Here is a 23,045-nt window from a genome sequence, read left to right on the forward strand (position 1 = left end):
TAAAACAAAAGGCTCAGTCGAAAGACTGGGCCTTTTGTTTTATCTGTTGTTTGCCGGGAAACGCTCACCGGGGCAGGATGTCCGCCATAAACGGCCAGGCATCAAATCAGTCAGAAGCCCGTCCTCACGGACGGGCTTTTTGCGTTTTAACGCGCGTCATAACGCAAATGAAGCAGCGGATAGGGTCGGCCATGGTCGTCATGATCGGATCGCCCGCTAACCACAAACCCCATATTCGCGTAAAATCCTACCGCCTGCGCGTTCTGCTCATTCACGTCGGTTGTGAGTCGGGGGATCAATCCCAGAGCATACATGACTAACTGGCGACCCACGCCCATACCGCGAAAGTCAGGGTCAACAAAAAGGGCTTCCAGATGCTGTTCGGACAGCAGCATCAATGCGCAGGGCCTGTCCTCATGCGTGACCGCAACCCATAGCGGCGCCTGAGGAAAAAATGCGCACACCTGCCGCTCAATTTCCCTTCGGTCCTGCGCTGAAAGAAAGTGATGCGTTGCATCAACGGAACGGCGCCAGATTTCAATCAGTTGTTCGCTCTCATCGCTGCGCGAACGTCGAATCACTATATTCATGATATTTCCTTGCGATTAACCGCTGTATTCTATCCTGGAGATGGTTGAAACTTTCTCACCTTCCGCTTGCAGACTCGACATTTTCATTATTCCTGGTTATTGTTAGCTGTCTGGATGTCTAAACGTTTATACGTATGCTATGAGGTAATCAAGTTATGCCGATTCGGGTGCAGGACGAGCTACCAGCCGTCAATTTCTTGCGTAGTGAGAACGTCTTTGTGATGACGACTACGCGTGCAACAACTCAGGAAATTCGTCCGCTGAAGGTACTTATCCTTAACCTGATGCCGAAAAAAATCGAGACGGAGAATCAGTTCCTGCGCCTGCTTTCGAACTCTCCGCTGCAGCTTGATATCCAGCTTCTGCGCATCGATGCGCGTGAATCCCGCAATACGCCAAGTGAACACCTGAATAACTTCTACTGTAACTTCGACGATATTTGCGACCAGAACTTTGACGGCCTGATCGTCACCGGCGCCCCGCTGGGGCTGGTTGAATTTAATGATGTTGCCTACTGGCCGCAGATCAAACAGGTGCTGGAGTGGGCGAAAGATCACGTCACTTCTACGCTTTTTGTCTGTTGGGCGGTACAGGCTGCACTCAATATTCTGTATGGCATTCCTAAGCAGACCCGCGCAGAAAAAATTTCCGGCGTTTATGAGCATCATATTCTGCATCCTCACGCGCTGCTGACCCGCGGTTTTGATGACTCTTTCCTCGCCCCACACTCTCGCTACGCGGATTTCCCGGCGGCGCTGATTCGCGACTACACCGATTTAGAGATCCTGGCAGAAACGGAAGAGGGTGATGCCTACCTGTTTGCCAGCAAAGATAAGCGAATTGCCTTTGTGACCGGCCACCCGGAATACGATGCCAACACTCTGGCCAGCGAATATTTCCGCGATGTGGAAGCCGGCCTGAGTCCGGACATCCCGTATAATTATTTCCCGCAAAACGATCCGCAAAACAAACCGCGAGCCACCTGGCGCAGCCATGGAAATCTGCTGTTTGCAAACTGGCTTAACTATTACGTCTACCAGATCACTCCATACGATCTGCGGAATATGAATCCGACTTTGGATTAATCCTCCAGATAACGCGATCCTAAAGCGTTTCAGCATTTTGCCTCTGGCACCTTCGGGTGCCTTTTTTGTTTCCGAAATTCAACTCACGATAAAGAATAACTTTAATTTTAATGTTATCAGTATGTTGTGTGTTAATTAAATTAAAAATGGAAATTGTTTTTGATTTTGTAATTTTATTGAGTAGTCTTAATTGTGTTGAGCGAAAACCAGACAACGATCGTTCACTCGCGCCAACTGGATCAACCAATAGGAGCTACAAAATGACGCAACAGGCGACAATAACTGACGAACTGGCCTTCGGCCGGCCATATGGCGAGCAGGAAAAGCAGATTTTAACGCCTGAGGCGGTGGAGTTTCTGACGGAACTGGTGAGCCGGTTTACGCCTGAGCGCAATAAACTACTGGCGGCGCGTATTCAGCAGCAGCAGGAGATTGACGCAGGAAGACTGCCTGATTTTATTTCGGAAACAGCTTCCATTAGAAATGGTGACTGGACGATTCGCGGTATTCCCGCCGATTTACAGGATCGTCGGGTGGAAATCACCGGACCGGTAGAGCGCAAAATGGTGATTAACGCCCTCAATGCCAACGTGAAAGTCTTTATGGCAGATTTTGAGGACTCGCTGGCACCGGACTGGAACAAAGTCATTGATGGCCAGATTAACCTGCGCGATGCGGTAAATGGCACCATCAGCTACACCAATGAAGCCGGCAAGATTTACCAGCTGAAACCCGATCCGGCGGTACTGGTATGCCGCGTGCGCGGCCTGCATCTGCCGGAAAAGCATGTTACGTGGCGCGGTGAGTCGATTCCCGGCAGCCTGTTTGATTTCGCGCTCTATTTTTTCCACAACTACAAAAACCTGCTGGCAAAAGGCAGCGGTCCTTACTTCTATCTGCCGAAAACCCAGGCCTGGCAGGAAGCGGCATGGTGGAGCGATGTCTTCAGCTACACCGAAGATCGTTTTGCACTGCCGCGCGGCACGATCAAGGCCACGCTGTTAATTGAAACCCTGCCGGCGGTGTTCCAGATGGATGAAATTCTGCATGCGCTGCGGGACCATATCGTCGGTCTGAACTGCGGACGCTGGGATTACATTTTCAGCTATATCAAAACATTAAAAAACCATGGCGACCGCGTCTTACCCGACCGTCAGGTTGTCACGATGGATAAGCCGTTCCTCAGCGCCTATTCGCGTCTGTTGATTAAGACCTGCCATAAACGCGGCGCGTTCGCGATGGGGGGAATGGCGGCGTTTATCCCCAGCAAAGATGCTGACCGTAACCGCCAGGTCCTTGCCAAAGTTACCGCAGATAAAGAGCTGGAAGCGAAAAATGGCCACGACGGCACCTGGATCGCCCATCCGGGGCTGGCGGATACCGCCATGGCGGTCTTCAACCAGGTCTTGGGCGAACGTCCTAACCAGCTGTTCGTCAGCCGGGAAGAAGATGCGCCGATCGCCGCCGACCAGCTGCTGGCGCCCTGTGAGGGCGAACGTACGGAAGCGGGGATGCGCGCCAATATTCGCGTCGCGGTGCAGTATATCGAAGCCTGGATCTCCGGCAACGGCTGCGTCCCGATTTACGGTCTGATGGAAGATGCGGCGACCGCCGAAATTTCGCGGACCTCCATCTGGCAATGGATTCACCATCAGAAAACCCTCAGTGACGGTACGCCGGTCACCAAGATGCTGTTCCGTCAGTGGTTGGCGGAAGAGCTGATGGTCATTCAGGAGGAGCTCGGCGAACACCGCTACAGCAGCGGACGTTTTGACGATGCCGCTCGCCTGATGGAACAGATCACCACCTCAGAGGAGTTAATCGACTTCCTGACGCTGCCGGGCTACCGCCTGCTGGCGTAATCAGCGGGCAATTTTGTTTGTCTTTTTGGCCGCGGCCAAACTGCTTTCACCGATAACGCCTGGGAAGCCAGGAGAAAATAATGGAGCATCTGCACATGAAAACCCGTACCCAACAAATCGAAGAATTAAACAAAGAGTGGACACAACCGCGTTGGGAAGGCATTACCCGCCCCTATAGCGCTGAGGACGTGGTGAAATTGCGCGGCTCGGTCAATCCGGAATGCACGCTGGCGCAGCTGGGGGCGGCCAAAATGTGGCGACTGCTGCATGGCGAAGCGAAAAAAGGCTACATCAACAGCCTCGGCGCATTGACGGGCGGGCAGGCATTGCAGCAGGCGAAGGCCGGGATCGAGGCGATTTATCTCTCCGGCTGGCAGGTGGCGGCGGATGCCAACCTCGCCTCCAGCATGTACCCGGATCAATCGCTGTATCCGGCAAACTCGGTACCTGCGGTGGTCGATCGGATCAACAACACCTTCCGTCGCGCGGATCAGATCCAGTGGTCGGCGGGGGTTGAGCCGGGCGATCCGCGCTATACCGACTATTTCCTGCCGATCGTGGCGGATGCCGAAGCGGGTTTTGGCGGTGTGCTTAACGCGTTCGAGCTGATGAAATCGATGATTGAGGCCGGTGCAGCGGCCGTTCATTTTGAAGATCAGCTGGCATCGGTGAAGAAGTGCGGCCATATGGGCGGCAAAGTGCTGGTGCCGACGCAGGAAGCCATTCAGAAGCTGGTCGCGGCGCGTCTGGCCGCGGACGTGATGGGCGTACCGACGCTGGTGATTGCGCGAACGGATGCCGATGCAGCCGATCTGATCACGTCTGACTGCGATCCGTACGATCGCGAGTTTGTCACCGGCGAACGCACCAGCGAAGGATTTTTCCGTACCCATGCCGGTATCGAACAAGCGATCAGTCGCGGTCTGGCCTATGCGCCGTACGCGGACCTGGTGTGGTGTGAAACCTCGAAACCCGATCTGGAGCAGGCTCGCCGCTTTGCCGAGGCGATTCACGCGCGTTTCCCGGGCAAACTGCTGGCCTACAACTGTTCGCCGTCGTTCAACTGGAAGAAAAATCTTGATGACAATACCATCGCCCATTTCCAGCAGTCGCTGTCTGATATGGGTTACAAATACCAGTTCATCACGCTGGCGGGGATCCACAGCATGTGGTTCAACATGTTCGACCTGGCCCATGCCTACGCACAGGGTGAAGGCATGAAACACTATGTTGAGAAAGTGCAGCAGCCAGAGTTTGCCGCCGCGTCGCAAGGGTACACCTTCGTTTCTCACCAGCAGGAAGTGGGGACTGGCTACTTTGATAAAGTCACCACGATTATCCAGGGCGGGGCTTCCTCGGTCACGGCGTTGACCGGTTCGACGGAAGAAGAGCAGTTCTGATTGCTGCCCGGTGGCGCTGCGCTTACCGGGCCTACGAAAGCGGTAGGCCGGATAAGCGAACGCGCCATCCGGCATGAGCGGATGCCGGATGGGGAAAAGCGATGACGCGTGGCCTGGAATTATTGATTGCACAAACGATTTTACAGGGCTTCGACGCGCAGTACGGGCGTTTTCTGGAAGTCACTTCAGGCGCGCAGCAGCGTTTTGAACATGCCGACTGGCATGCGGTTCAGCAGGCCATGAAGCAGCGAATTCACCTTTATGATCATCACGTCGGGCTGGTGGTGGAACAGCTGCGCTGTATTACCGAAGGCAAAAGCACCGACGTGGATTTTTTACTGCGGGTGAAAGAGCAGTACACGCACCTGCTGCCGGATTACCCTCGCTTTGAGATTGCGGAGAGCTTTTTTAATTCTGTCTATTGCCGGTTGTTTGACCACCGCTCGCTGACACCCGAGCGGCTTTTTATTTTCACTTCTCAGCCGGAACGCAGCTTTCGTTCCCTGCCACGGCCACTGGCAAAAAACTTCTTTCCCGATCGCGGCTGGGAGGTGCTGTTAAGCAAAGTTCTCACCGACTTACCCCTGCGCCTGCCGTGGCAAAACAAGGCGCGCGACATCGGCTACATTAGCGCCAGCCTGCAGGAGGCGCTGGGAAGCGAGATGTTATCCCGCTCCCACCTGCAGATCGCGAACGAACTCTTTTACCGCAATAAAGCCGCCTGGCTGGTGGGTAAACTGGTTACGCCGGTGGCAACCCTGCCGTTTTTGCTGCCACTCCATCGCAGCGAGGAGGGCGAACTGTTTATTGATACCTGTCTGACGACTCATGCCGAAGCGAGCATCGTGTTTGGCTTCGCCCGCTCCTATTTTATGGTCTACGCGCCGCTGCCCGGTGCGCTGGTTGAATGGCTGCGCGATATTCTGCCGGGTAAAACCACCGCCGAACTGTATATGGCGATTGGCTGCCAGAAGCATGCGAAGACGGAAAGCTATCGCGAATACCTGCAGTATATTGCCCGCAGCGATGAGCAGTTTATTGAGGCGCCGGGCATCCGCGGCATGGTGATGCTGGTCTTTACTCTGCCGGGATTTGACCGGGTATTTAAGGTGATCAAAGACCGCTTTGCGCCGCAAAAGGAGATGACCGCCGCCCACGTTCGCGCCTGCTATCAGCTGGTAAAAGAACATGACCGCGTCGGGAGAATGGCCGATACCCAGGAGTTTGAAAACTTCGTGCTGGAAAAACGGCAGATTGCCCCGGCGCTGATGGCGTTACTGCAGACGGAAGCCGGCGCAAAAATCACCGATCTAGGCGATCGCATTGCCATCAGCCATCTCTATATCGAACGCCGGATGGTCCCGCTGAATATCTGGCTGGAGCAGGTGAATGGCCAGGCGCTGCGCGATGCGGTGGAGGAGTATGGCAACGCGATTCGCCAGCTTGCCGCCGCCAATATTTTCCCCGGCGATATGCTGTTTAAAAATTTCGGCGTGACCCGTCATGGCCGGGTGGTGTTCTATGATTACGATGAAATTTGCTACATGACCGAAGTGAATTTCCGCGATATTCCGCCGCCGCGCTACCCGGAAGATGAGCTGGCGAGCGAACCGTGGTACAGCGTGTCGCCGGGCGATGTTTTCCCGGAAGAGTTTCGACACTGGCTGTGCGCTGACCCGCGCATCGGGCCGCTGTTTGAAGAGATGCATGCCGATCTGCTGCGGGCGGACTACTGGCGAGCGCTGCAGACGCGCATTCGTCACGGCCATGTGGAGGATGTCTATGCCTACCGTCGCCGTCAGCGTTTTTGCGTTCGCTACGCCGCGTTGCAGCAGGCGGGGTAGGCGTGCTTCTCAGGCCACCTCGATCACGGCGAACTCTTCAAAGACCAGCTCCATATCGGGCGACCAGCTGCCTTCCCGGGCAAAAAATGCCTGATGAGCCTGCTGCCAGTACGCCAGACTGAGATCGCCTTCCCCTTCCAGCGCGGCCAGTTCCGCGCTCATTTCATTAAAGCGGATGAGGCGTAGCGACAGCGTGCGTATGACGCAGACTGCTTCGCCCGCGCCGTTAAGCACAATATGTACCGCACCAGGCGTCACCGGGCGCTCCTCAGCCTGATAGCTGGCGAAAGAGCCGCAGGTGGCACGTTTTTTCCCGGCAATGACCAGAGAGGCCAGTTCATCGGCCATTTCTGGTGAATCGCCAAAAGACCAGCAGAAGGCCTGCGGGTACTTTTCCTGCCAGAACGCGAGCGGCTTGCTCATCATAGGATCCTTTTATTGCTTTATTGCCGGAGGTTAGCGCATACCGCCGTAGGCCTGGGTTACCTCTTTCGCCGCTTTAATAACCAGCGCCCCCAGTTCGGTGACGCGATCGTCGGTCATCCGGGAAATCGGCCCGGAAATAGAGATTGCGGCAAACGGTTCGCGGTGTTCGTCATAAATACAGGAGGCGACGCAGCGTAAACCGAGGGCATGTTCTTCATCGTCAAATGAATAGCCGCGCTTGCGCGTCTGGGCTAAATCCTCTTTCAGATGGACCGGAGAGACCAGCGTGGCGTGAGTATAAGCATGCAGTCCTTTGCGATGCAGCAGACCGGTGACCTGCTCTTCGCTGAGCTGTGACAGGAACGCTTTACCCGCGCCGGAGGCGTGCATCGGGAGCTTACCGCCAATCGGAGCCGACATGCGCATCAGCTGCGTACACTGCACCTGATCAATAATAATTGCCTGGTGATCGCTTTGATCGAGCACCGCCAGATTGACGGTTTCACCGGAATCTTCCATCAGCTGGCGCAGGATCGGGTGGACGATCGCCAGCAGATTGCGGCTTTGCAGAAAGCTGCTGCCGACCACAAAGGCATGTGCGCCCACGGACCAGTGGCCCAACTCACCAACCTGGCGGACAAAGCCCAGCTGCTGCATGGTCGTCAGCAGACGATGGGTGGTGGAGTTCGGCAGCCCGGCCTGCTGGGCCAGTTCGGTCAGTGCCACGCTGCTGTGAGACTCAGCAATCCATTCAAGCAATTTTAATCCACGGGTGAGCGACTGAACCTGGCCGCCAGCCTGAGGGGCGGCGGGCGTCGCGGGTTTTCTGCCGCGCTTAGCGGGAACGGGAGTAGCCATCGCAGATTCCTTTTTTCTGTATCGTGGAAATAGTTTTCATTTTATTTGCCGGATTTGCAATCACAACCGGACTGATCGGAGGAGTGAAGCTGAACATGTCTCATATTGCCCGTCGTTCTCTTTTCCGCTCTGGTGCTTTATGCCAGTATGGTCCGTTGAGTTTTTTCGGTCTGGTTGAGCGTTGTCGGGAGCGAGTGTGAGCAGCAAAGTTGAACAACTGCATCAGCAGTTAAAAAAACGTATTCTGGTTCTGGATGGGGGCATGGGCACCATGATCCAGGGCTATCGTCTGAGTGAAGAGGACTTCCGCGGCGAACGCTTTGCCGACTGGCCGTGCGATCTGAAAGGCAATAACGATCTGCTGGTGCTCAGTAAGCCGGAGGTGATAACCGCTATCCATGACGCCTACTTTGAGGCGGGGGCGGATATCATTGAAACCAACACCTTTAACTCGACGACTATCGCGATGGCGGATTACCAGATGGAATCCCTGTCGGCGGAAATCAACTTTGTCGCGGCAAAGCTGGCGCGCGCCTGCGCCGATGAGTGGACTTCCCGCACGCCGGAAAAACCGCGCTACGTCGCGGGCGTGCTCGGCCCGACCAACCGCACCGCTTCTATTTCCCCTGATGTTAACGACCCGGCCTACCGCAATATTACCTTTGATGGGCTGGTGGAGGCTTACCGCGAGTCCACCAAAGCGCTGGTGGAAGGGGGCGTTGACCTGATTCTGATCGAGACCGTGTTCGATACCCTGAACGCCAAAGCGGCAATCTTCGCCGTGAAAGAGGAGTTTGAGGCGCTGGGCGTTGAACTGCCGATCATGATCTCCGGTACCATCACCGACGCCTCCGGGCGTACGCTCTCCGGGCAAACGACCGAAGCCTTTTACAACTCGCTGCGCCACGCCGATGCGCTCACCTTCGGCCTGAACTGCGCGCTGGGGCCCGATGAGCTGCGCCAGTACGTGCAGGAGCTGTCGCGCATTGCCGAATGCTATGTCACTGCACACCCCAATGCCGGGCTGCCGAACGCCTTTGGGGAATACGATCTGGACGCTGACACCATGGCGGCGCAGATTCGCGAATGGGCGGAATCGGGCTTCCTGAACATCGTCGGCGGCTGCTGCGGCACCACGCCGGAACATATCGCCGCCATGACGCGCGCCGTTACGGGCCTCGCGCCGCGCGTGCTGCCGGAGATCCCGGTCGCCTGCCGTCTGGCCGGCCTGGAACCGCTGAATATCGGCGACGACAGCCTGTTTGTTAACGTCGGTGAGCGGACCAACGTGACCGGCTCAGCTAAATTCAAGCGCCTGATTAAAGAAGAAAAATATAACGAAGCGCTGGACGTTGCCCGTCAACAGGTGGAAAGCGGCGCGCAGATTATCGATATCAACATGGATGAGGGGATGCTCGACGCCGAAGCGGCGATGGTGCGTTTCCTTAATCTGATCGCCGGCGAGCCTGATATCGCCCGGGTACCGATTATGATCGACTCCTCGAAATGGGAGGTCATCGAAAAGGGTCTGAAATGTATTCAGGGCAAAGGTATCGTCAACTCCATCTCGATGAAAGAGGGCGTAGAGGCCTTCGTTGAGCATGCGAAGAAGGTGCGTCGCTACGGCGCTGCCGTGGTGGTGATGGCCTTTGATGAAATTGGCCAGGCCGATACCCGCGCGCGGAAAATCGAAATTTGCCGCCGGGCGTACAAGATTCTGACCGAAGAGGTGGGCTTCCCGCCGGAAGATATTATTTTTGACCCCAATATCTTCGCCGTCGCCACCGGCATTGAAGAGCACAACAACTACGCGCAGGACTTTATCGGCGCCTGTGAAGACATTAAACGCGAGCTGCCTCACGCGCTGATTTCCGGCGGCGTCTCGAACGTCTCCTTCTCATTCCGCGGCAACGATCCGGTTCGCGAAGCGATTCACGCCGTCTTCCTGTACTACGCCATCCGTAACGGCATGGATATGGGGATCGTTAACGCCGGCCAGCTGGCGATTTATGACGATCTGCCGGTGGAACTGCGCGATGCCGTTGAAGACGTGATCCTCAACCGTCATGCTGACGGCACCGAGCGTCTGCTGGAGCTGGCGGAAAAATACCGCGGTAGCAAAACGGACGACTCCGCCAACGCCCAGCAGGCGGAATGGCGTAGCTGGGACGTGAAAAAACGGCTTGAATACTCGCTGGTAAAAGGCATTACCGAGTTTATCGAGCTGGATACCGAAGAGGCGCGCCAGCAGGCCGCTCGTCCGATAGAAGTGATTGAAGGCCCGCTGATGGACGGCATGAACGTGGTCGGCGATCTGTTCGGCGAAGGCAAAATGTTCCTGCCCCAGGTGGTAAAGTCGGCCCGCGTGATGAAACAGGCGGTCGCCTATCTGGAACCGTATATTGAAGCCAGCAAGGAAAAGGGCTCCAGCAACGGCAAGATGGTCATTGCGACCGTGAAAGGCGACGTCCACGACATCGGTAAAAATATCGTTGGCGTGGTGCTGCAGTGCAATAACTACGAAATTATCGATCTTGGCGTGATGGTGCCGGCGGACAAAATCCTCAAAACCGCCCGCGAAGTGAATGCCGACCTGATTGGCCTCTCCGGGCTGATTACCCCGTCGCTGGACGAAATGGTCAATGTGGCGAAAGAGATGGAACGCCAGGGCTTTACGATTCCTCTGCTGATTGGCGGAGCCACGACGTCGAAGGCCCATACGGCGGTCAAAATCGAGCAGAACTACAGCGGCCCGACGGTCTACGTTCAGAATGCCTCGCGCACCGTGGGCGTGGTCTCGGCTCTGCTCTCCGACACGCAGCACGATGATTTTGTTGCGCGCACGCGTCGCGAGTACGAAACCGTGCGTATCCAGCACGCTCGCAAGAAACCGCGCACGCCGCCGGTGACCCTGGCTGCCGCTCGTGATAACGATCTGGCCTTTGACTGGGCCAGCTACACGCCGCCGGTTGCCCATCGTCTGGGCGTGCAGAGCGTGGAAGCGAGCATCGAAACCCTGCGTAACTACATCGACTGGACGCCATTCTTTATGACCTGGTCGCTGGCCGGCAAATACCCGCGTATCCTCGAAGACGAGGTGGTGGGCGAAGAAGCGAAGCGGTTGTTCCACGATGCGAACGAGATGCTGGATAAACTGAGCGCAGAGAAGACGCTGAATCCGCGCGGCGTGGTGGGGTTATTCCCGGCCAACCGGGTGGGGGATGATATTGAAATCTACCGCGATGAAACCCGCACCCATGTGCTGACGGTCAGCCACCATCTGCGTCAGCAGACGGAGAAAGTCGGCTTTGCCAACTACTGCCTTGCCGATTTTGTGGCGCCGAAGCTCAGCGGCAAAGCTGACTACCTCGGCGCGTTTGCGGTGACCGGCGGGCTGGAAGAGGACGCGCTGGCGGAAGCGTTTGATGCGCAGCACGATGATTACAACAAGATCATGGTCAAAGCCATCGCCGACCGTCTGGCGGAAGCGTTTGCCGAATACCTGCATGAACGTGTGCGTAAGGTCTACTGGGGCTACGCGGCGAATGAGAACCTCAGTAACGAGGAGCTGATCCGCGAAAACTACCAGGGAATTCGCCCTGCGCCGGGCTACCCGGCCTGTCCGGAGCACACCGAAAAAGCGGTGATCTGGGAACTGCTGGATGTCGAGGCGCATACCGGCATGAAGCTGACCGAGTCGTTCGCCATGTGGCCGGGCGCATCGGTTTCCGGCTGGTACTTCAGCCATCCTGACAGTAAGTATTACGCGGTGGCGCAAATTCAGCGCGATCAGGTGGAAGATTATGCCCGGCGTAAAGGGATGACGCCTGCGGAAGTTGAACGCTGGCTGGCGCCAAACCTGGGATATGACGCGGACTAGAAGGCGAGCAGTCACCAATCCGTCATCTTAGCTGACAACTTAGCTGACAACTTAGCTTACAACTTACAGGGCGCCATTATGGCGCCCTGTCTCTTTATTGTGGTTAAACCCTTATACTGGTGTATTGATCCACAACGGCCGGCATCGACTGATATCGCCCCGGACGATATCTCCCGGATAAGCCCGGTGCGTTCAGGACGGGTTATCGGTATCTGTCCGTCGGGTAATAAGGAGAATAAGAATCCGTGTTAACTCTGCTGCATCTGCTGTCTGCTGTTGCCCTGCTGGTCTGGGGCACCCACATTGTTCGTACCGGCGTGATGCGCGTATTTGGCGCGCGCCTGCGTTCCGTCCTCAGTAGTAGCGTTGAGAAAAAACCGCTCGCCTTCTGCGCGGGGATTGGCGTCACGGCTCTGGTCCAGAGCAGCAATGCCACCACCATGTTGGTGACCTCATTCGTCGCTCAGGATCTGGTCGCGCTGACGCCTGCGCTGGTGATTGTGCTGGGGGCCGATGTGGGGACCGCATTGATGGCGAGGGTGCTGACCTTCGATCTGTCGTGGCTGTCGCCGCTGCTGATTTTTATCGGCGTGATTTTTTTCCTCGGGCGCAAACAAACGCGTGCCGGCCAGCTCGGACGGGTGGGGATCGGCCTGGGGCTGATTCTGTTAGCGCTGGAACTGATTGTGCAGGCGGTTCATCCCATCACCCAGGCAAATGGCGTGCAGGTGATTTTCGCCTCGCTGACCGGCGACATTATGCTCGACGCGCTGATTGGTGCCATGTTTGCCATTATCAGCTACTCCAGCCTGGCGGCCGTGCTGCTAACGGCAACGCTGACTTCAACCGGGGTGATTTCATTTCCGGTTGCGCTGTGCCTGGTGATTGGCGCCAACCTCGGCTCGGGGATTCTGGCGATGATCAACAACAGCGCCGCCAACGCTTCTGCGCGCCGCGTGGCGCTCGGCAGTCTGTTGTTCAAGCTGGTGGGCAGCCTGATTATTCTGCCGTTTGTGCATGTGCTGGCCGATGCGATGCATCGTATGCCGCTGCCGGAATCGGAACTGGTTATCTACTTCCACGTCTTCTACAACCTGATTCGCTGCGTGGCGATGGTGCCCTTTGCCGAGCCCATGGCCAGACTCTGCAAACGGATGATTCATGAAGATCCCGAGCAGGACCTCCATCTCAAACCAAAACATCTGGATACTACGGCGCTGGATACGCCGGCGCTGGCGTTGGCCAATGCCGCGCGCGAAACGTTGCGCATTGGCGACGCGATGGAGCAGATGCTCGAGGGGCTGCACAAGGTGATGCACGGCGAGCCGCGGGAGGAGAAAGAGCTGCGCAGGCTGGCGGACGATATCAACGTGCTCTACACCGCGATCAAGCTCTATCTGGCCCGCATGCCGAAAGACGAGCTGGCCGAAGAAGAGTCCCGCCGCTGGGCGGAGATCATCGAAATGGCGCTCAATCTGGAGCAGGCTTCCGATATCGTTGAGAGAATGGGCAGCGAAATCGCCGATAAATCGCTGGCGGCGCGCCGCGCCTTTTCAGTGGAAGGGCTGAAGGAGCTGGACGGGCTGTACGAGCAGCTGCTCAGCAACCTGCAGCTGGCGATGTCGGTCTTTTTCTCCAGCGATGTCCCGAGCGCACGACGCCTGCGCCGCAACAAGCATCGTTTCCGCATCCTGAACCGCCGCTACTCGCACGCGCACGTCGACCGTCTGCACCAGCAGAACGTGCAGAGTATCGAGACCAGCTCGCTGCATCTGGGGTTACTGGGGGATATGAAACGCCTGAACTCGTTGTTCTGCTCGGTGGCTTATAGCGTGATGGAGCAGCCGGATGAAGATGACGATCGGGATGAATACTAAGTCGTTTCCCCCGTCGGCGGATTAACCGGTCACGGGGGCGATATCCCGGCGGCGACGCTGACGCCGCAAGCCGGAACCGTCATTTTAAAAGCGGTGACCAGCCTGCAGAGGCAGCGCTTCCTCACCGGCTTTAAACAGCAGCGTCGGATTCGGGCCGCCGAGGGTGGCCTGCCCCTGTGTCACCTGAATCCAGTTGCCCTCCGGCAGGCCGATGATCGTCAGCTCCGGGGCCACGACCAGCAGTTCGCGAATACGTTGCTCACGGGTTTCGCCCTGATGTCCTGCCGGCAGCGCGTTGGTAAAGTGCGGGTTAATCTGCAGCGGGAACAGCCCCAGCGCGTCAAACCCCTGCGGATCGACAATCGGCATATCGTTGGTGGTGCGGATGGTCGGGCAGGCGAGGTTTGCGCCCGCGCTCCAGCCAATGTACAACGCGCCACGCTGCACAACGTCCACAATGGGCGCCAGAAGCCCGCGTCCGCGGCACTCTTTCAGCAGCTGAAAAGTATTGCCGCCGCCGACAATCACCACTTCAGCGGCTGCAATCGCCGCCACGGGGTCGGCGACGCTGTGAATACCGGTGACGGAAACGCCGAGCGGGGCGAGCACCGCGGCGGCTTTGGCCGTGTAGTCATCCCAGGTTTGCGTCACTCCGGCAAAGGGGATAAACACCGCGGAACGGCGTCCGTTTAGCTGTCCGGCAATTAGCGGCAGCGCATGTTCCAGCCATGCTTTGCCAGGCAGCGACGAGTTACTCAATAACAGCAGTTCCATCTTTTCTCCATTTAGCCAGGTTACAGAGTCGCAGAGGATCCTACCACCGCTTGCCCGCAGGCTCACTGATATGGCTCACGATGTTGCAAGGTGGCGGCGCGTCATCGGGCCTCTTGCTGCGGTGACGCGTGAGAAGAGGGGGACGGTTAACGGAAGGCAAAGCGTATGGAACCGGAGTAGGAAACCGGGGAAAGAGCGCCCTCCCTGGCGCTCAGGCTTACCCCGCCCGCGCAAATGCCGCCGCCTCGTTGACGAGAGCGGCATCCGGACGGACGCCGGTATAAAGCACGAATTGTTCCACCGCCTGCAGCGCAATCACCTCTGCGCCGCTGATAATCTGCTTATCCAGCTTCTGCGCCAGACGAATCAGCGGTGTTTCCGACGGCAGCGCCACCACGTCGAACACCACCTGAGCCTGCCCAACCATCGACTGGCTGAACGCCAGAGTGTCGCTATGCGTGCCGCCGGCCATGCCGAGCGGCGTGACGTTGACCAGAATATCGACCCTGATCCCTTCAGGCTGCGGCTGCCACTGAAAACCGTACTGTTTCGCCAGCGCCAGGCCGCTATCGCGATTGCGGGCGGCGATAACCACATCGCGGAAGCCGGCGTCGCGAAAGGCGGCGATAACCGCTTTCCCCATGCCGCCGCTGCCCTGAATCATCACGCTGGCACGGGTATCCAGCTGGTGGCTGTCGATCAGGCTCTTCACCGCGATATAGTCGGTGTTGAGCCCGGTCAATCTGCCGTTGTCGTTCACGATGGTATTGACGGAATCAATCACCCTGGCCGAAGGGTCGATGGCGTCAAGGAAAGGCATACAGCTCTCTTTAAACGGCATCGAGACCGCGCAACCGCGAATCCCCAGCGCCCGTACTCCTCCCACCGCGGCGGCGATATCCTGCGTGGTAAAGGCTTTATAGATAAAATTTAGCCCCAGCTTCTCATACAGATAGTTATGAAAGCGGGTGCCGAAGTTGCCTGGCCGGCCGGCCAGCGACATGCAGAGCTGTGTTTCGCGATTAATCATGAGCAATGTCCGGTGCGTGGGCCAGCAGGTACCGTTCCGCTTCGGCGGACCAGATCCCGTGATTACGCGCCATAATGGCCGCCAGCTCAGGGTCAGCAATAGCGCCAAGAGGGGTAAGGGGAAGCGATTTTTCGGTATACACCAGCTTTTTACCACCGCCGACGGCCGGCAAATCGAGGGTTGTTTCACCCGCCGCATTCAGTCCGAGAATATGGGTCACCACTTTCGCCGCCTGGACTTTTTTCGCCTGCATCAGCGCCACGGCGGCCCGCATATCGTCAGTATTGCCGCCGGAAGTCCCGACGTAATGCGTAAAGGCATAATGCACGTCGTAAAAGTTTATCGGGGCGCTGAACTGCTTATCCTGCGGACCGGCAAAGAAGTTCAGGCAGCCGTCCGGGGCCAGCAGCGAAGACGCCATGGTAATCAGCTGCTCATTCGGCACGAACACAAAAATATCATCGAAGCCGTGGCCGCCGGTCAGCGCCATCAGCGTTTCGCGTCCGGCATCGTGGCCGTCGAGGTAATGGATCAACGTTTGCGGCTCTGACGGATAATGCTGACGGGCGTAGCTCAGCTTCGGCTTATTGGTGTCGGTCACGACCAGCAGGGCAGGGTTCACCGGTCCATGCAGCGCATAGTCGATCGCCAGCAGCCCCATTGGGCCGGTACCGCCGAGGATCAGCGTGCGGCCCTGAGGCCGGATGCCCATCACATGGTTATAGCTCCCTTCCTGCAGATGATAGTTGGCGTTGAATGCACCGATCACGCAGGAGAGCGGTTCGACCAGCGAGCCTTCAAACCAGGTATCGCCTTCCCAGGTGAGCAGACAATCTTGCGTCATGACCTCATCCGGGATCACCACGTGAGTCGCTTCGCCACCGATCCACGGGAAGGAGTAGCCGGGGCAATCGGGGCGATCCGGCAGCTGCAGGTTGGCCTGAATCACATAGCGCTGGCCGGCCTGGAATTTATGCTGCCACTTTTTCCCGACCGCGAGGATTTCGCCACAGAATTCATGGCCGATGATAATCGGATTCACCGCCACGTCGTCCGGCACCTTTTTATGGTTTTCCCCCTGGTTGGCCTCCTTCCAGGAAGAGAGGCACAGGCTGTCGGTGACCACGCGGGCGAGGATCTCGTCCTCCTGCATTTCCGGGAGTGCAAAGGTTTCCAGACGCAGGTCGCGTTTACCGTAAAGGCGTAGAGCTGTCGTTTTCATGTTTACCACCTCATCCCCTTTTACTGCGGGGTTAGCTTATTGAAGTGGCCCCGGCGCGACCGGGGCCGAATAATCAGGACAAGAAGCCCAGTGCGTTACCGATAATCCCCAGACCAAACAGGGCAAAGATCAGCCATACCGGGTTAACTTTTTTATTGAGCAGGCGCACCATCAACAGCGTCAGGCCCAGCGCCAGCAGGCCGGGACAAAGCTGGTCGAGGATGTTTTGTACGGTCATGGTGACGGTGGTGCCGTCGGCCCCTGGCGTTTGCGACACTACCAACGGCACGTGGATGGAGGTCCACTTGGTGACCAGCACGCCCATCACGAACAGACCTAAAATAGAGGCCCCTTCGGTCAGTTTTTGCAGCAGGTTACCGCCCATATCGCTGACGATATTGACCCCCTTACGGAAACCAAGCTGCAGGCCGTACCATTTCATTGCCAGGCGTACTGCATTGAAAATGAAGAAAAAGAGTAATGGGCCTAGTATGTTTCCCGAGAGTGCCAGCGACGCGCCGAGTGCCGCGGTAATCGGGCGTAACGTGCCCCAGACCAGCGGATCGCCGACCCCGGCCAGCGGCCCCATCAGGCCAACTTTGATGCCGTTGATCGCCCCATCGTCGATGGCCGCGCCGTTGGCGCGCGCTTCTTCCATCGCCGCGGTGACGCCCAGCACCGGGCCGCAGACGGCGGGAGTGGTGTTGAAGAACACCAGATGGCGTTTTAGCGCCGCCACCTGATCCTCTTTTAGCGGATAGAGACGCTTGATCGCCGGGATCATGTCGTAGCAAAAGCCGAGGCCATGAATGCGTTCAAAGTTGAAGGAGGCCTGCTGCAGGTTGGAGCGCAGAAAGATGTTAACCAGGTCGCCTTGGGTGAGTTTTTTCGGTTCCATAACGGGCTCCATCAGTCGTCAAGTTGGTCAAGGGCGGCGGAAGAGGCGGAGGCCTGCGGGGCCTCAGCCTTACGCCATTGCGGGTTCAGCTGGATATAAATCAGCGCGATAATGACGCCCACGCCGCCGAAGGCCAGCAGGCTGAAATCGAGATAGCCTCCCGCCAGAAAACCGAGGAAAAAGAACGGCATCAGGTATTTGACGCCCATCATGCGCAGCACCATGGCGTAGCCCACCACCACAATAAAACCACCGGCGATTTGCAGGCCGCGGGTGACAAATTCCGGAATGGCGTTCAGCATGTTGCTGACCATGTCGGCGCTGACAAACAGCGAGACCACCAGTGCCGGAATCGCGACGCGGAGCGCCTGTACGCCCAGCGCCGAGATATGCAGCATGTCAATAGTGCGAAAACGCGCGTCCTCCGCCGCCTTGTCCGCTGCGTGTTGAAAGACCACCGTGATGGTGCGGGCGAAAACGGTGAGCACCTGGCCTGCTGCGGCTACCGGCAGCGCGATGGCGATCCCGGTGGCGATACTTTGATGGCCGACGATAACCAGAATCGCGGAGATAATGCTGGCCAGCGCCGAATCCGGCGATTGCGCGGCGCCGACGTTCATCCAGCCGAGTGCGATTAGTTCCAGCGTGCCGCCGAGCATAATCCCGGTTTTTAAATCACCGAGAATTAAGCCAATGACCGTGCAGGCAATTAACGGGCGATGCGTCTGAAATTCATCCAGTACGCTGCCCATTCCGGCAATACAGGAAAAAAGAAATATGGCGATTATTTGTAGGGTACTGATTTCCATAATATGTCACCTTGAGGGTATGCTAATCCCTGCCTGTTACGGCATTAACACGGTATTACTCTGACGGTCACGGTATGGCTTTTATATTTTTAAACCTGTCACCAAAGATTGTGCTAAGTCTATTTCCAGGGTGTGCCATGCAGAATAACGATGTGCAAAATACAGGCGCTGTTTTATTCTGTGGCAGTGTGCTCGGCTATTTTGTCGAGGATATTAATGGACGGATCTGATGCCACCACACGCAAATCCAGTTTTACGCCCAGTTTATCCAGTTGACGAAATGCATGAATATCCTCGTCGTCTAAAGAGACTGCCTTGGTTAATTGTTTTTTACCCGGTCGCCAGGCCATGCCGCCAATATTTAAGGTGGCAATATTGACCCCCTGTTTGACCATCGTTAAAACATCCTGAGGGTTGGTAAATAAATAAAAAACGGTCTCGTTCTGATATTGCGGGTTGTGATAAACGGCGACTGCTTTTTCGAGGTTAACGACATTGACCTTCATGCCCGGAGGCGCGGCCTGGCGGAGTAAGGTCCGACGTACCTCATCGTTATAGACCTCGTCGTTGCAGATAATAATGCGCCGGGCGTTGGCGACTTTTGACCACACGGTGGTCACCTGGCCATGGATCAGGCGGTCATCAATACGGGCAAGCGTAATGTTCATCAAAAATCCTCCTCAATGGTTTCCGGCTGTCGCCAGACCACGCAGCACTGGCTGGCAATGGTCGTCAGATGTGCACACAGGGCGTCTGCGGTCAGGGTCTGCTGGTTATCCACCAGTTCCAGCGCCAGCGGTAATGAGAGGCCGCTGATGACCCGCAGCCGCGGGTTTTTCATCGCCAGCCCGGCAGCGGCATTCCACGGGCTGCCGCACTGTAAATCGACGGCGATCAGCCACTCACTGTCATTGTGAGTGCTTACTAACTCATCCAGCCTGGTGGCGATGTCGCTGGCGTTTTCGCCGGGCATAAATGCCACGGCGCTGGCCTGCACGTCACCATAGACCATGCGCACCGAATCCAGCATGGCGCAGGCCAGCTGACCGTGGGCGCAGAAAATCACATTCACCATATCGACTCCTTATCCGCGGGTTTTTCCGCCGGCGATGTTAGTGGTTACTCCGGTTATATAGCTTGCCCGCTCTGACAGCAGGTAGCAGACATAGTCGGCTACTTCGCTCAGACGACCGGAGCGACCAATCGGTATCGCGTTTTTGCTATAGCCCGCGCGCAGCTGCTCGACGGTGATATTGCGCGTCCAGGCCAGCGCTTCTTCGTATTCCGGCGTGCGCAACCCGGTTTTTTCGAGGATGCCAGGCGCCACGCCCACAACGCGGATACCGTGTTTCCCCAGCTCTTTGGACCATGAACGCGTGAAGCTATTCAGCGCGGCTTTGGTCGCGGCATAGCAGCTCTGACCTTCAGAGCCTTCCAGCCCGCTTTCTGACGAGACGTTAACAATGACGCCTGCGCGCTGTTTCACCATCTGCCGGGCCACCGCCTGCGACATCAGAAAGACCCCTTTTTGGTTGATGTTCACCATCTTTTCAAAGGCGGCCTCATTGAGTTCATAGCGTCCTGCCGGGGCTTTCTCATCGACGAGGAGACGCGGAAAATTCACCCCGGCATTATTCACCAGACCATCGATACGACCGTATTGTTGAATAATCTGTTCGACGGTGTGATTCACCTCGCTGGCGCTGGAAATATCCGTAGGCCAGAACCTGTAATGGTCATGGTGGTGATGCTTGTCACCGCCGCGAATATCGATCATCTGGACATTTGCACCGAGACTTAATAACTCGTCAACAATTGCCAGACCAATTCCCGACGCGCCGCCGGTAACAATAATTGTTTTATCTTGCAGATTTAGCCATGTTTGCATAATCGTCATCTCATTTTCAGGTAAAGGGATCCCACGCAGCGCGAGCTGCGTCAAAAGAAAACGTCTTTTATTTCAGTAACCGTTCTGCGGTTTCTCGATTCGTCACCAGACAGTTAATATAACCCCCGCGCAATGCGCCAATAATTCCGGTATATTTTTCTTCGCCGATGGCGATACCCACGGAATAACGCACCTGTTTTAATCTGGCAATATCGATGGAGAGCGTTTTTTCATTCATATTGGTTTCAACGGCGATACCGTTGATATCATAAAAGCGTGAACAAATATCGCCGGCGACGTGTCGCGCGTTAAGATCATCGCTCTCTTCGCTACCATAAAACGCATGCCAGTTGGCGCCATCGCGAATCGCCGGGGAACCGATACCCACCAGCGCCACATCGAGATTCTCCCAGTAGGATGAAATCGTTTTAAAATGTTGGGACTGCATAATACCGTTGCGAATCAATGTGTTTTCCAGCAGCGCCGGGAAGTCGGCAAGATGCGATTCGGCTTTCAGCCTGGCGGCGGCGCCGTAGGTCAGCGTGTTCACATGATACCGGCTCTCCAGCTTGCCCGAGGGGCCGCCGATAATCGGTACGCAAATCACCTGCCGCGACTGACTGGCCTGCGGTAGCGTTTCGACCAGCGCACGAACCGCCCGCCCCCAGGAAAAGCCGATAATATCGCCAGGTTCAAGCAGGCGGTCGACCAGCTGAGCGCCATGCTGCCCGATGGTGCTCAGCTGGTCCTCTTCCTGTGATGACTCGCAGGAGGCGACCACCGCCTCTTTGAGAGCGAACTTTTGCTTCAGCTGCTGTTCCAACCACAGATTTTCGTTGTAGTCGTAGTTGATGGCGATGGTGACAATACCCTGCTCACGACCGCGTTTTAGCAGGCGGCTGATCGTGGTGCGGTAAATACCCAGCTCACGGGCAATCTGCGCCTGGGTCATCTCCTGCTCATAATAGAGCTGGGCAACTTTAACGATTAAGCGGATATCATCGCTATTTTCGATCGCCATCTTTGGGCTCCTGCACATTTGTGCAAACGGTATTCTTGCTCTCTTGATCTGATATAACCCCAACTATCGCCGGCGACAAAGCAATTTTCCGCTATATCATCACCATAAGGTGGCGATTTGTTTTGCACATTTGATTGCTGGCCTGCCTGGAGATGGCACGTTTGTGCGTGATGAGCTAATGGTTTGATTCTGCTTATTTTCGCCGGGCAGAATTGCACGGCACGGGGTGGAACACTTTTGTGTAGAAAGGTGTGACGGATCACATTTAGCGGCGAGTCGTGGAGACGCGATTATTTTTGATTGTCCGCGGCCTGAGGTATATTTCGCTTTTACAGGAGAATTTATGCTGCCCGACTCATCAACCCGACTCAATAAATACATCAGTGAAAGCGGAATTTGCTCGCGTCGCGAAGCCGATCGCTACATTGAACAAGGCAATGTTTTTATCAATGGCAAGCGTGCAACCATTGGCGATCAGGTTAATCCTGGCGATGTCGTGAAGGTCAACGGTCAATTGATCGAGCCGCGCGAGGCCGAAGATCTGGTCTTCATCGCCCTGAATAAACCGGTCGGTATTGTCAGCACAACGGAAGACAGCGAGCGCGATAACATTGTGGACTTTGTTAACCACAGCAAGCGTGTCTTCCCGATTGGTCGACTGGACAAAGACTCTCAGGGGCTGATCTTTCTGACCAACCACGGCGATCTGGTGAATAAGATCCTGCGTGCCGGCAACGATCACGAGAAAGAGTATCTGGTGACGGTGGACAAGCCGGTGACCGACGAGTTTATTCGCGGTATGGGCGCTGGCGTCCCGATTCTTGGCACGGTGACGAAGAAGTGTAAAGTCAGGAAGGAAGCGCCGTTCGTGTTTCGTATTACCCTGGTTCAGGGCCTGAACCGGCAGATTCGCCGGATGTGCGAGCACTTTGGCTATGAGGTCACGAAGCTGGAACGGACGCGGATCATGAACGTCGGGCTGTCGGGACTGCCGCTTGGTGAGTGGCGCGACCTGACGGATGATGAGCTGGTGGCGCTGTTTAAGCTGATTGAGAATTCATCCTCTGAGGCCAAACCGAAGGCGAAAGCCAAACCGAAAACCGCCGGGATCAAACGTCCGGTGGTGAAGATTGAAAAGAGCAGTGAGAAAAACGAGAAAGGGCGCCCGGCGTCTAACGGAAAACGTTTTACTCAGCCGGGGCGTAAAAAGAAAGGGCGTTAACGCCTGCCGCGCGTTGGCGTGCTCGCCGACCACGAAAATGATGCTTCGCTATCGGGTTTGTAGGCCTGCTTTTTCTTTAACTGGCGGGCCTTTTTCGCTTCGGCTTCTCGCAGCACCATCAGCTTGTCGATGTACTCTTTCTTGACGGCGTTGGTCTCCGCGTTGGTCAGCGGACGGCCGTGCGCAATTCGGGCCCGGTCAAGCAGCGTTTTGAGTTCGCGTTGCTCGCGCTCTGTCATCTCTTTTTGCGTAATGCGGGGAAGTGCCATAGTGGTGCCCTCAGTCTGCCGGATAACCCAGTGTACGGTAATCGCGGGCCGACGGACAGCGCGTTAGTCCCGTTGAGGAACGCGTAAACG

At 56.5% G+C, this 23,045-nt stretch carries 20 protein-coding genes; 7 read left to right on the plus strand and 13 right to left on the minus strand.

Translation table 11 applies throughout. The features are described 5' to 3' along the window. Positions 1-146: 146 nt before the first annotated feature. Positions 147-590 (minus strand): acetyltransferase, encoded by a 444-nt coding sequence (locus ROR01S_RS09885; RefSeq protein WP_048024718.1) that lies wholly within the window; start codon positions 588-590, stop codon positions 147-149. 155 nt (positions 591-745) lie between these two features. Between ROR01S_RS09885 and metA the strand changes: the two genes are divergently transcribed. From metA to aceK, 4 genes are all read left to right on the plus strand, one after another. After that, positions 746-1,675, plus strand: a complete 930-nt coding sequence (gene metA, locus ROR01S_RS09890) for a homoserine O-acetyltransferase MetA (protein WP_004856375.1) — start codon at positions 746-748, stop codon at positions 1,673-1,675. Between the two features lie 260 nt (positions 1,676-1,935). After that, entirely contained in the window at positions 1,936-3,537 is a 1,602-nt protein-coding gene (aceB, locus tag ROR01S_RS09895; RefSeq protein ID WP_064359430.1) for a malate synthase A, read from the plus strand. Positions 3,538-3,632: 95 nt separating this feature from the next. After that, positions 3,633-4,937 (plus strand): isocitrate lyase, encoded by a 1,305-nt coding sequence (aceA, locus tag ROR01S_RS09900; protein WP_032718554.1) that lies wholly within the window; start codon positions 3,633-3,635, stop codon positions 4,935-4,937. Positions 4,938-5,038: 101 nt separating this feature from the next. Then, positions 5,039-6,781 carry a bifunctional isocitrate dehydrogenase kinase/phosphatase gene (aceK, locus tag ROR01S_RS09905; protein ID WP_004856382.1) on the plus strand — a complete coding sequence of 581 codons (1,743 nt, stop codon included), beginning with the start codon at positions 5,039-5,041 and terminating at the stop codon, positions 6,779-6,781. Between the two features lie 9 nt (positions 6,782-6,790). Here the strand turns inward: aceK and ROR01S_RS09910 are convergent, their stop codons facing one another. Together ROR01S_RS09910 and iclR are read right to left on the minus strand one after the other, a co-directional pair. Then, positions 6,791-7,204 carry an ASCH domain-containing protein gene (locus tag ROR01S_RS09910; protein ID WP_004856384.1) on the minus strand — a complete coding sequence of 138 codons (414 nt, stop codon included), beginning with the start codon at positions 7,202-7,204 and terminating at the stop codon, positions 6,791-6,793. 33 nt (positions 7,205-7,237) lie between these two features. Next, positions 7,238-8,065, minus strand: coding sequence for a glyoxylate bypass operon transcriptional repressor IclR (gene iclR, locus ROR01S_RS09915; RefSeq protein WP_004856386.1), 828 nt, complete (start codon positions 8,063-8,065; stop codon positions 7,238-7,240). A 196-nt stretch (positions 8,066-8,261) separates the two neighbouring features. Here iclR and metH point away from each other — a divergent pair, with 196 nt between their 5' ends. Continuing rightward, positions 8,262-11,945, plus strand: a complete 3,684-nt coding sequence (gene metH / locus ROR01S_RS09920; protein WP_032718530.1) for a methionine synthase — start codon at positions 8,262-8,264, stop codon at positions 11,943-11,945. 245 nt (positions 11,946-12,190) lie between these two features. Next, a complete protein-coding gene (locus ROR01S_RS09925) occupies positions 12,191-13,822 on the plus strand; it encodes a Na/Pi cotransporter family protein (RefSeq protein WP_004856393.1) in 1,632 nt (543 codons plus the stop codon). Between the two features lie 84 nt (positions 13,823-13,906). Here ROR01S_RS09925 and pepE read toward each other — a convergent pair whose 3' ends face one another. The 9 genes from pepE to ROR01S_RS09970 all read right to left on the minus strand — a co-directional run bounded on the left by pepE (position 13,907) and on the right by ROR01S_RS09970 (position 21,464). Beyond that, on the minus strand, positions 13,907-14,596 hold the full coding sequence (gene pepE / locus ROR01S_RS09930; protein ID WP_004856395.1) for a dipeptidase PepE: 690 nt from the start codon (positions 14,594-14,596) through the stop codon (positions 13,907-13,909). A 217-nt stretch (positions 14,597-14,813) separates the two neighbouring features. Beyond that, a complete protein-coding gene (locus ROR01S_RS09935) occupies positions 14,814-15,626 on the minus strand; it encodes a shikimate 5-dehydrogenase (protein ID WP_004856397.1) in 813 nt (270 codons plus the stop codon). Further along, the gene (gene sorE / locus ROR01S_RS09940) at positions 15,619-16,848 is read right to left on the minus strand and encodes an L-sorbose 1-phosphate reductase (protein WP_004856399.1); all 1,230 of its coding nucleotides are present in this window, start codon (positions 16,846-16,848) and stop codon (positions 15,619-15,621) included. The genes ROR01S_RS09935 and sorE overlap by 8 nt, the downstream gene beginning before the upstream one ends. A 73-nt stretch (positions 16,849-16,921) precedes the next feature. After that, a complete protein-coding gene (locus ROR01S_RS09945; RefSeq protein ID WP_004856400.1) occupies positions 16,922-17,746 on the minus strand; it encodes a PTS system mannose/fructose/sorbose family transporter subunit IID in 825 nt (274 codons plus the stop codon). Positions 17,747-17,757: 11 nt separating this feature from the next. After that, the gene (locus tag ROR01S_RS09950) at positions 17,758-18,555 is read right to left on the minus strand and encodes a PTS mannose/fructose/sorbose transporter subunit IIC (protein ID WP_004856402.1); all 798 of its coding nucleotides are present in this window, start codon (positions 18,553-18,555) and stop codon (positions 17,758-17,760) included. 173 nt (positions 18,556-18,728) lie between these two features. Then, on the minus strand, positions 18,729-19,223 hold the full coding sequence (locus tag ROR01S_RS09955) for a PTS sugar transporter subunit IIB (RefSeq protein ID WP_032718537.1): 495 nt from the start codon (positions 19,221-19,223) through the stop codon (positions 18,729-18,731). After that, positions 19,223-19,630, minus strand: a complete 408-nt coding sequence (locus tag ROR01S_RS09960) for a mannose/fructose/sorbose PTS transporter subunit IIA (RefSeq protein ID WP_015585374.1) — start codon at positions 19,628-19,630, stop codon at positions 19,223-19,225. The genes ROR01S_RS09955 and ROR01S_RS09960 overlap by 1 nt, the downstream gene beginning before the upstream one ends. 9 nt (positions 19,631-19,639) lie before the next feature. Further along, on the minus strand, positions 19,640-20,443 hold the full coding sequence (locus ROR01S_RS09965) for an SDR family oxidoreductase (RefSeq protein WP_064359501.1): 804 nt from the start codon (positions 20,441-20,443) through the stop codon (positions 19,640-19,642). A gap of 67 nt (positions 20,444-20,510) precedes the next feature. Next, positions 20,511-21,464 carry a sugar-binding transcriptional regulator gene (locus tag ROR01S_RS09970; protein WP_004856410.1) on the minus strand — a complete coding sequence of 318 codons (954 nt, stop codon included), beginning with the start codon at positions 21,462-21,464 and terminating at the stop codon, positions 20,511-20,513. 343 nt (positions 21,465-21,807) lie between these two features. On the opposite strand from ROR01S_RS09970, the gene rluF reads away from it, so the two are divergent. Beyond that, positions 21,808-22,686 carry a 23S rRNA pseudouridine(2604) synthase RluF gene (rluF, locus tag ROR01S_RS09975; protein ID WP_004856412.1) on the plus strand — a complete coding sequence of 293 codons (879 nt, stop codon included), beginning with the start codon at positions 21,808-21,810 and terminating at the stop codon, positions 22,684-22,686. Here rluF and ROR01S_RS09980 read toward each other — a convergent pair. After that, positions 22,683-22,955 carry a YjbD family protein gene (locus ROR01S_RS09980; RefSeq protein WP_004856415.1) on the minus strand — a complete coding sequence of 91 codons (273 nt, stop codon included), beginning with the start codon at positions 22,953-22,955 and terminating at the stop codon, positions 22,683-22,685. The two genes, rluF and ROR01S_RS09980, sit on opposite strands and share 4 nt — an antisense overlap. Positions 22,956-23,045 lie beyond the last annotated feature (90 nt).

It is taken from the genome of Klebsiella ornithinolytica NBRC 105727 = ATCC 31898 (genome assembly GCF_001598295.1).
In the GTDB taxonomy this organism is placed as follows: Bacteria; Pseudomonadota; Gammaproteobacteria; order Enterobacterales; family Enterobacteriaceae; genus Klebsiella; species Klebsiella ornithinolytica.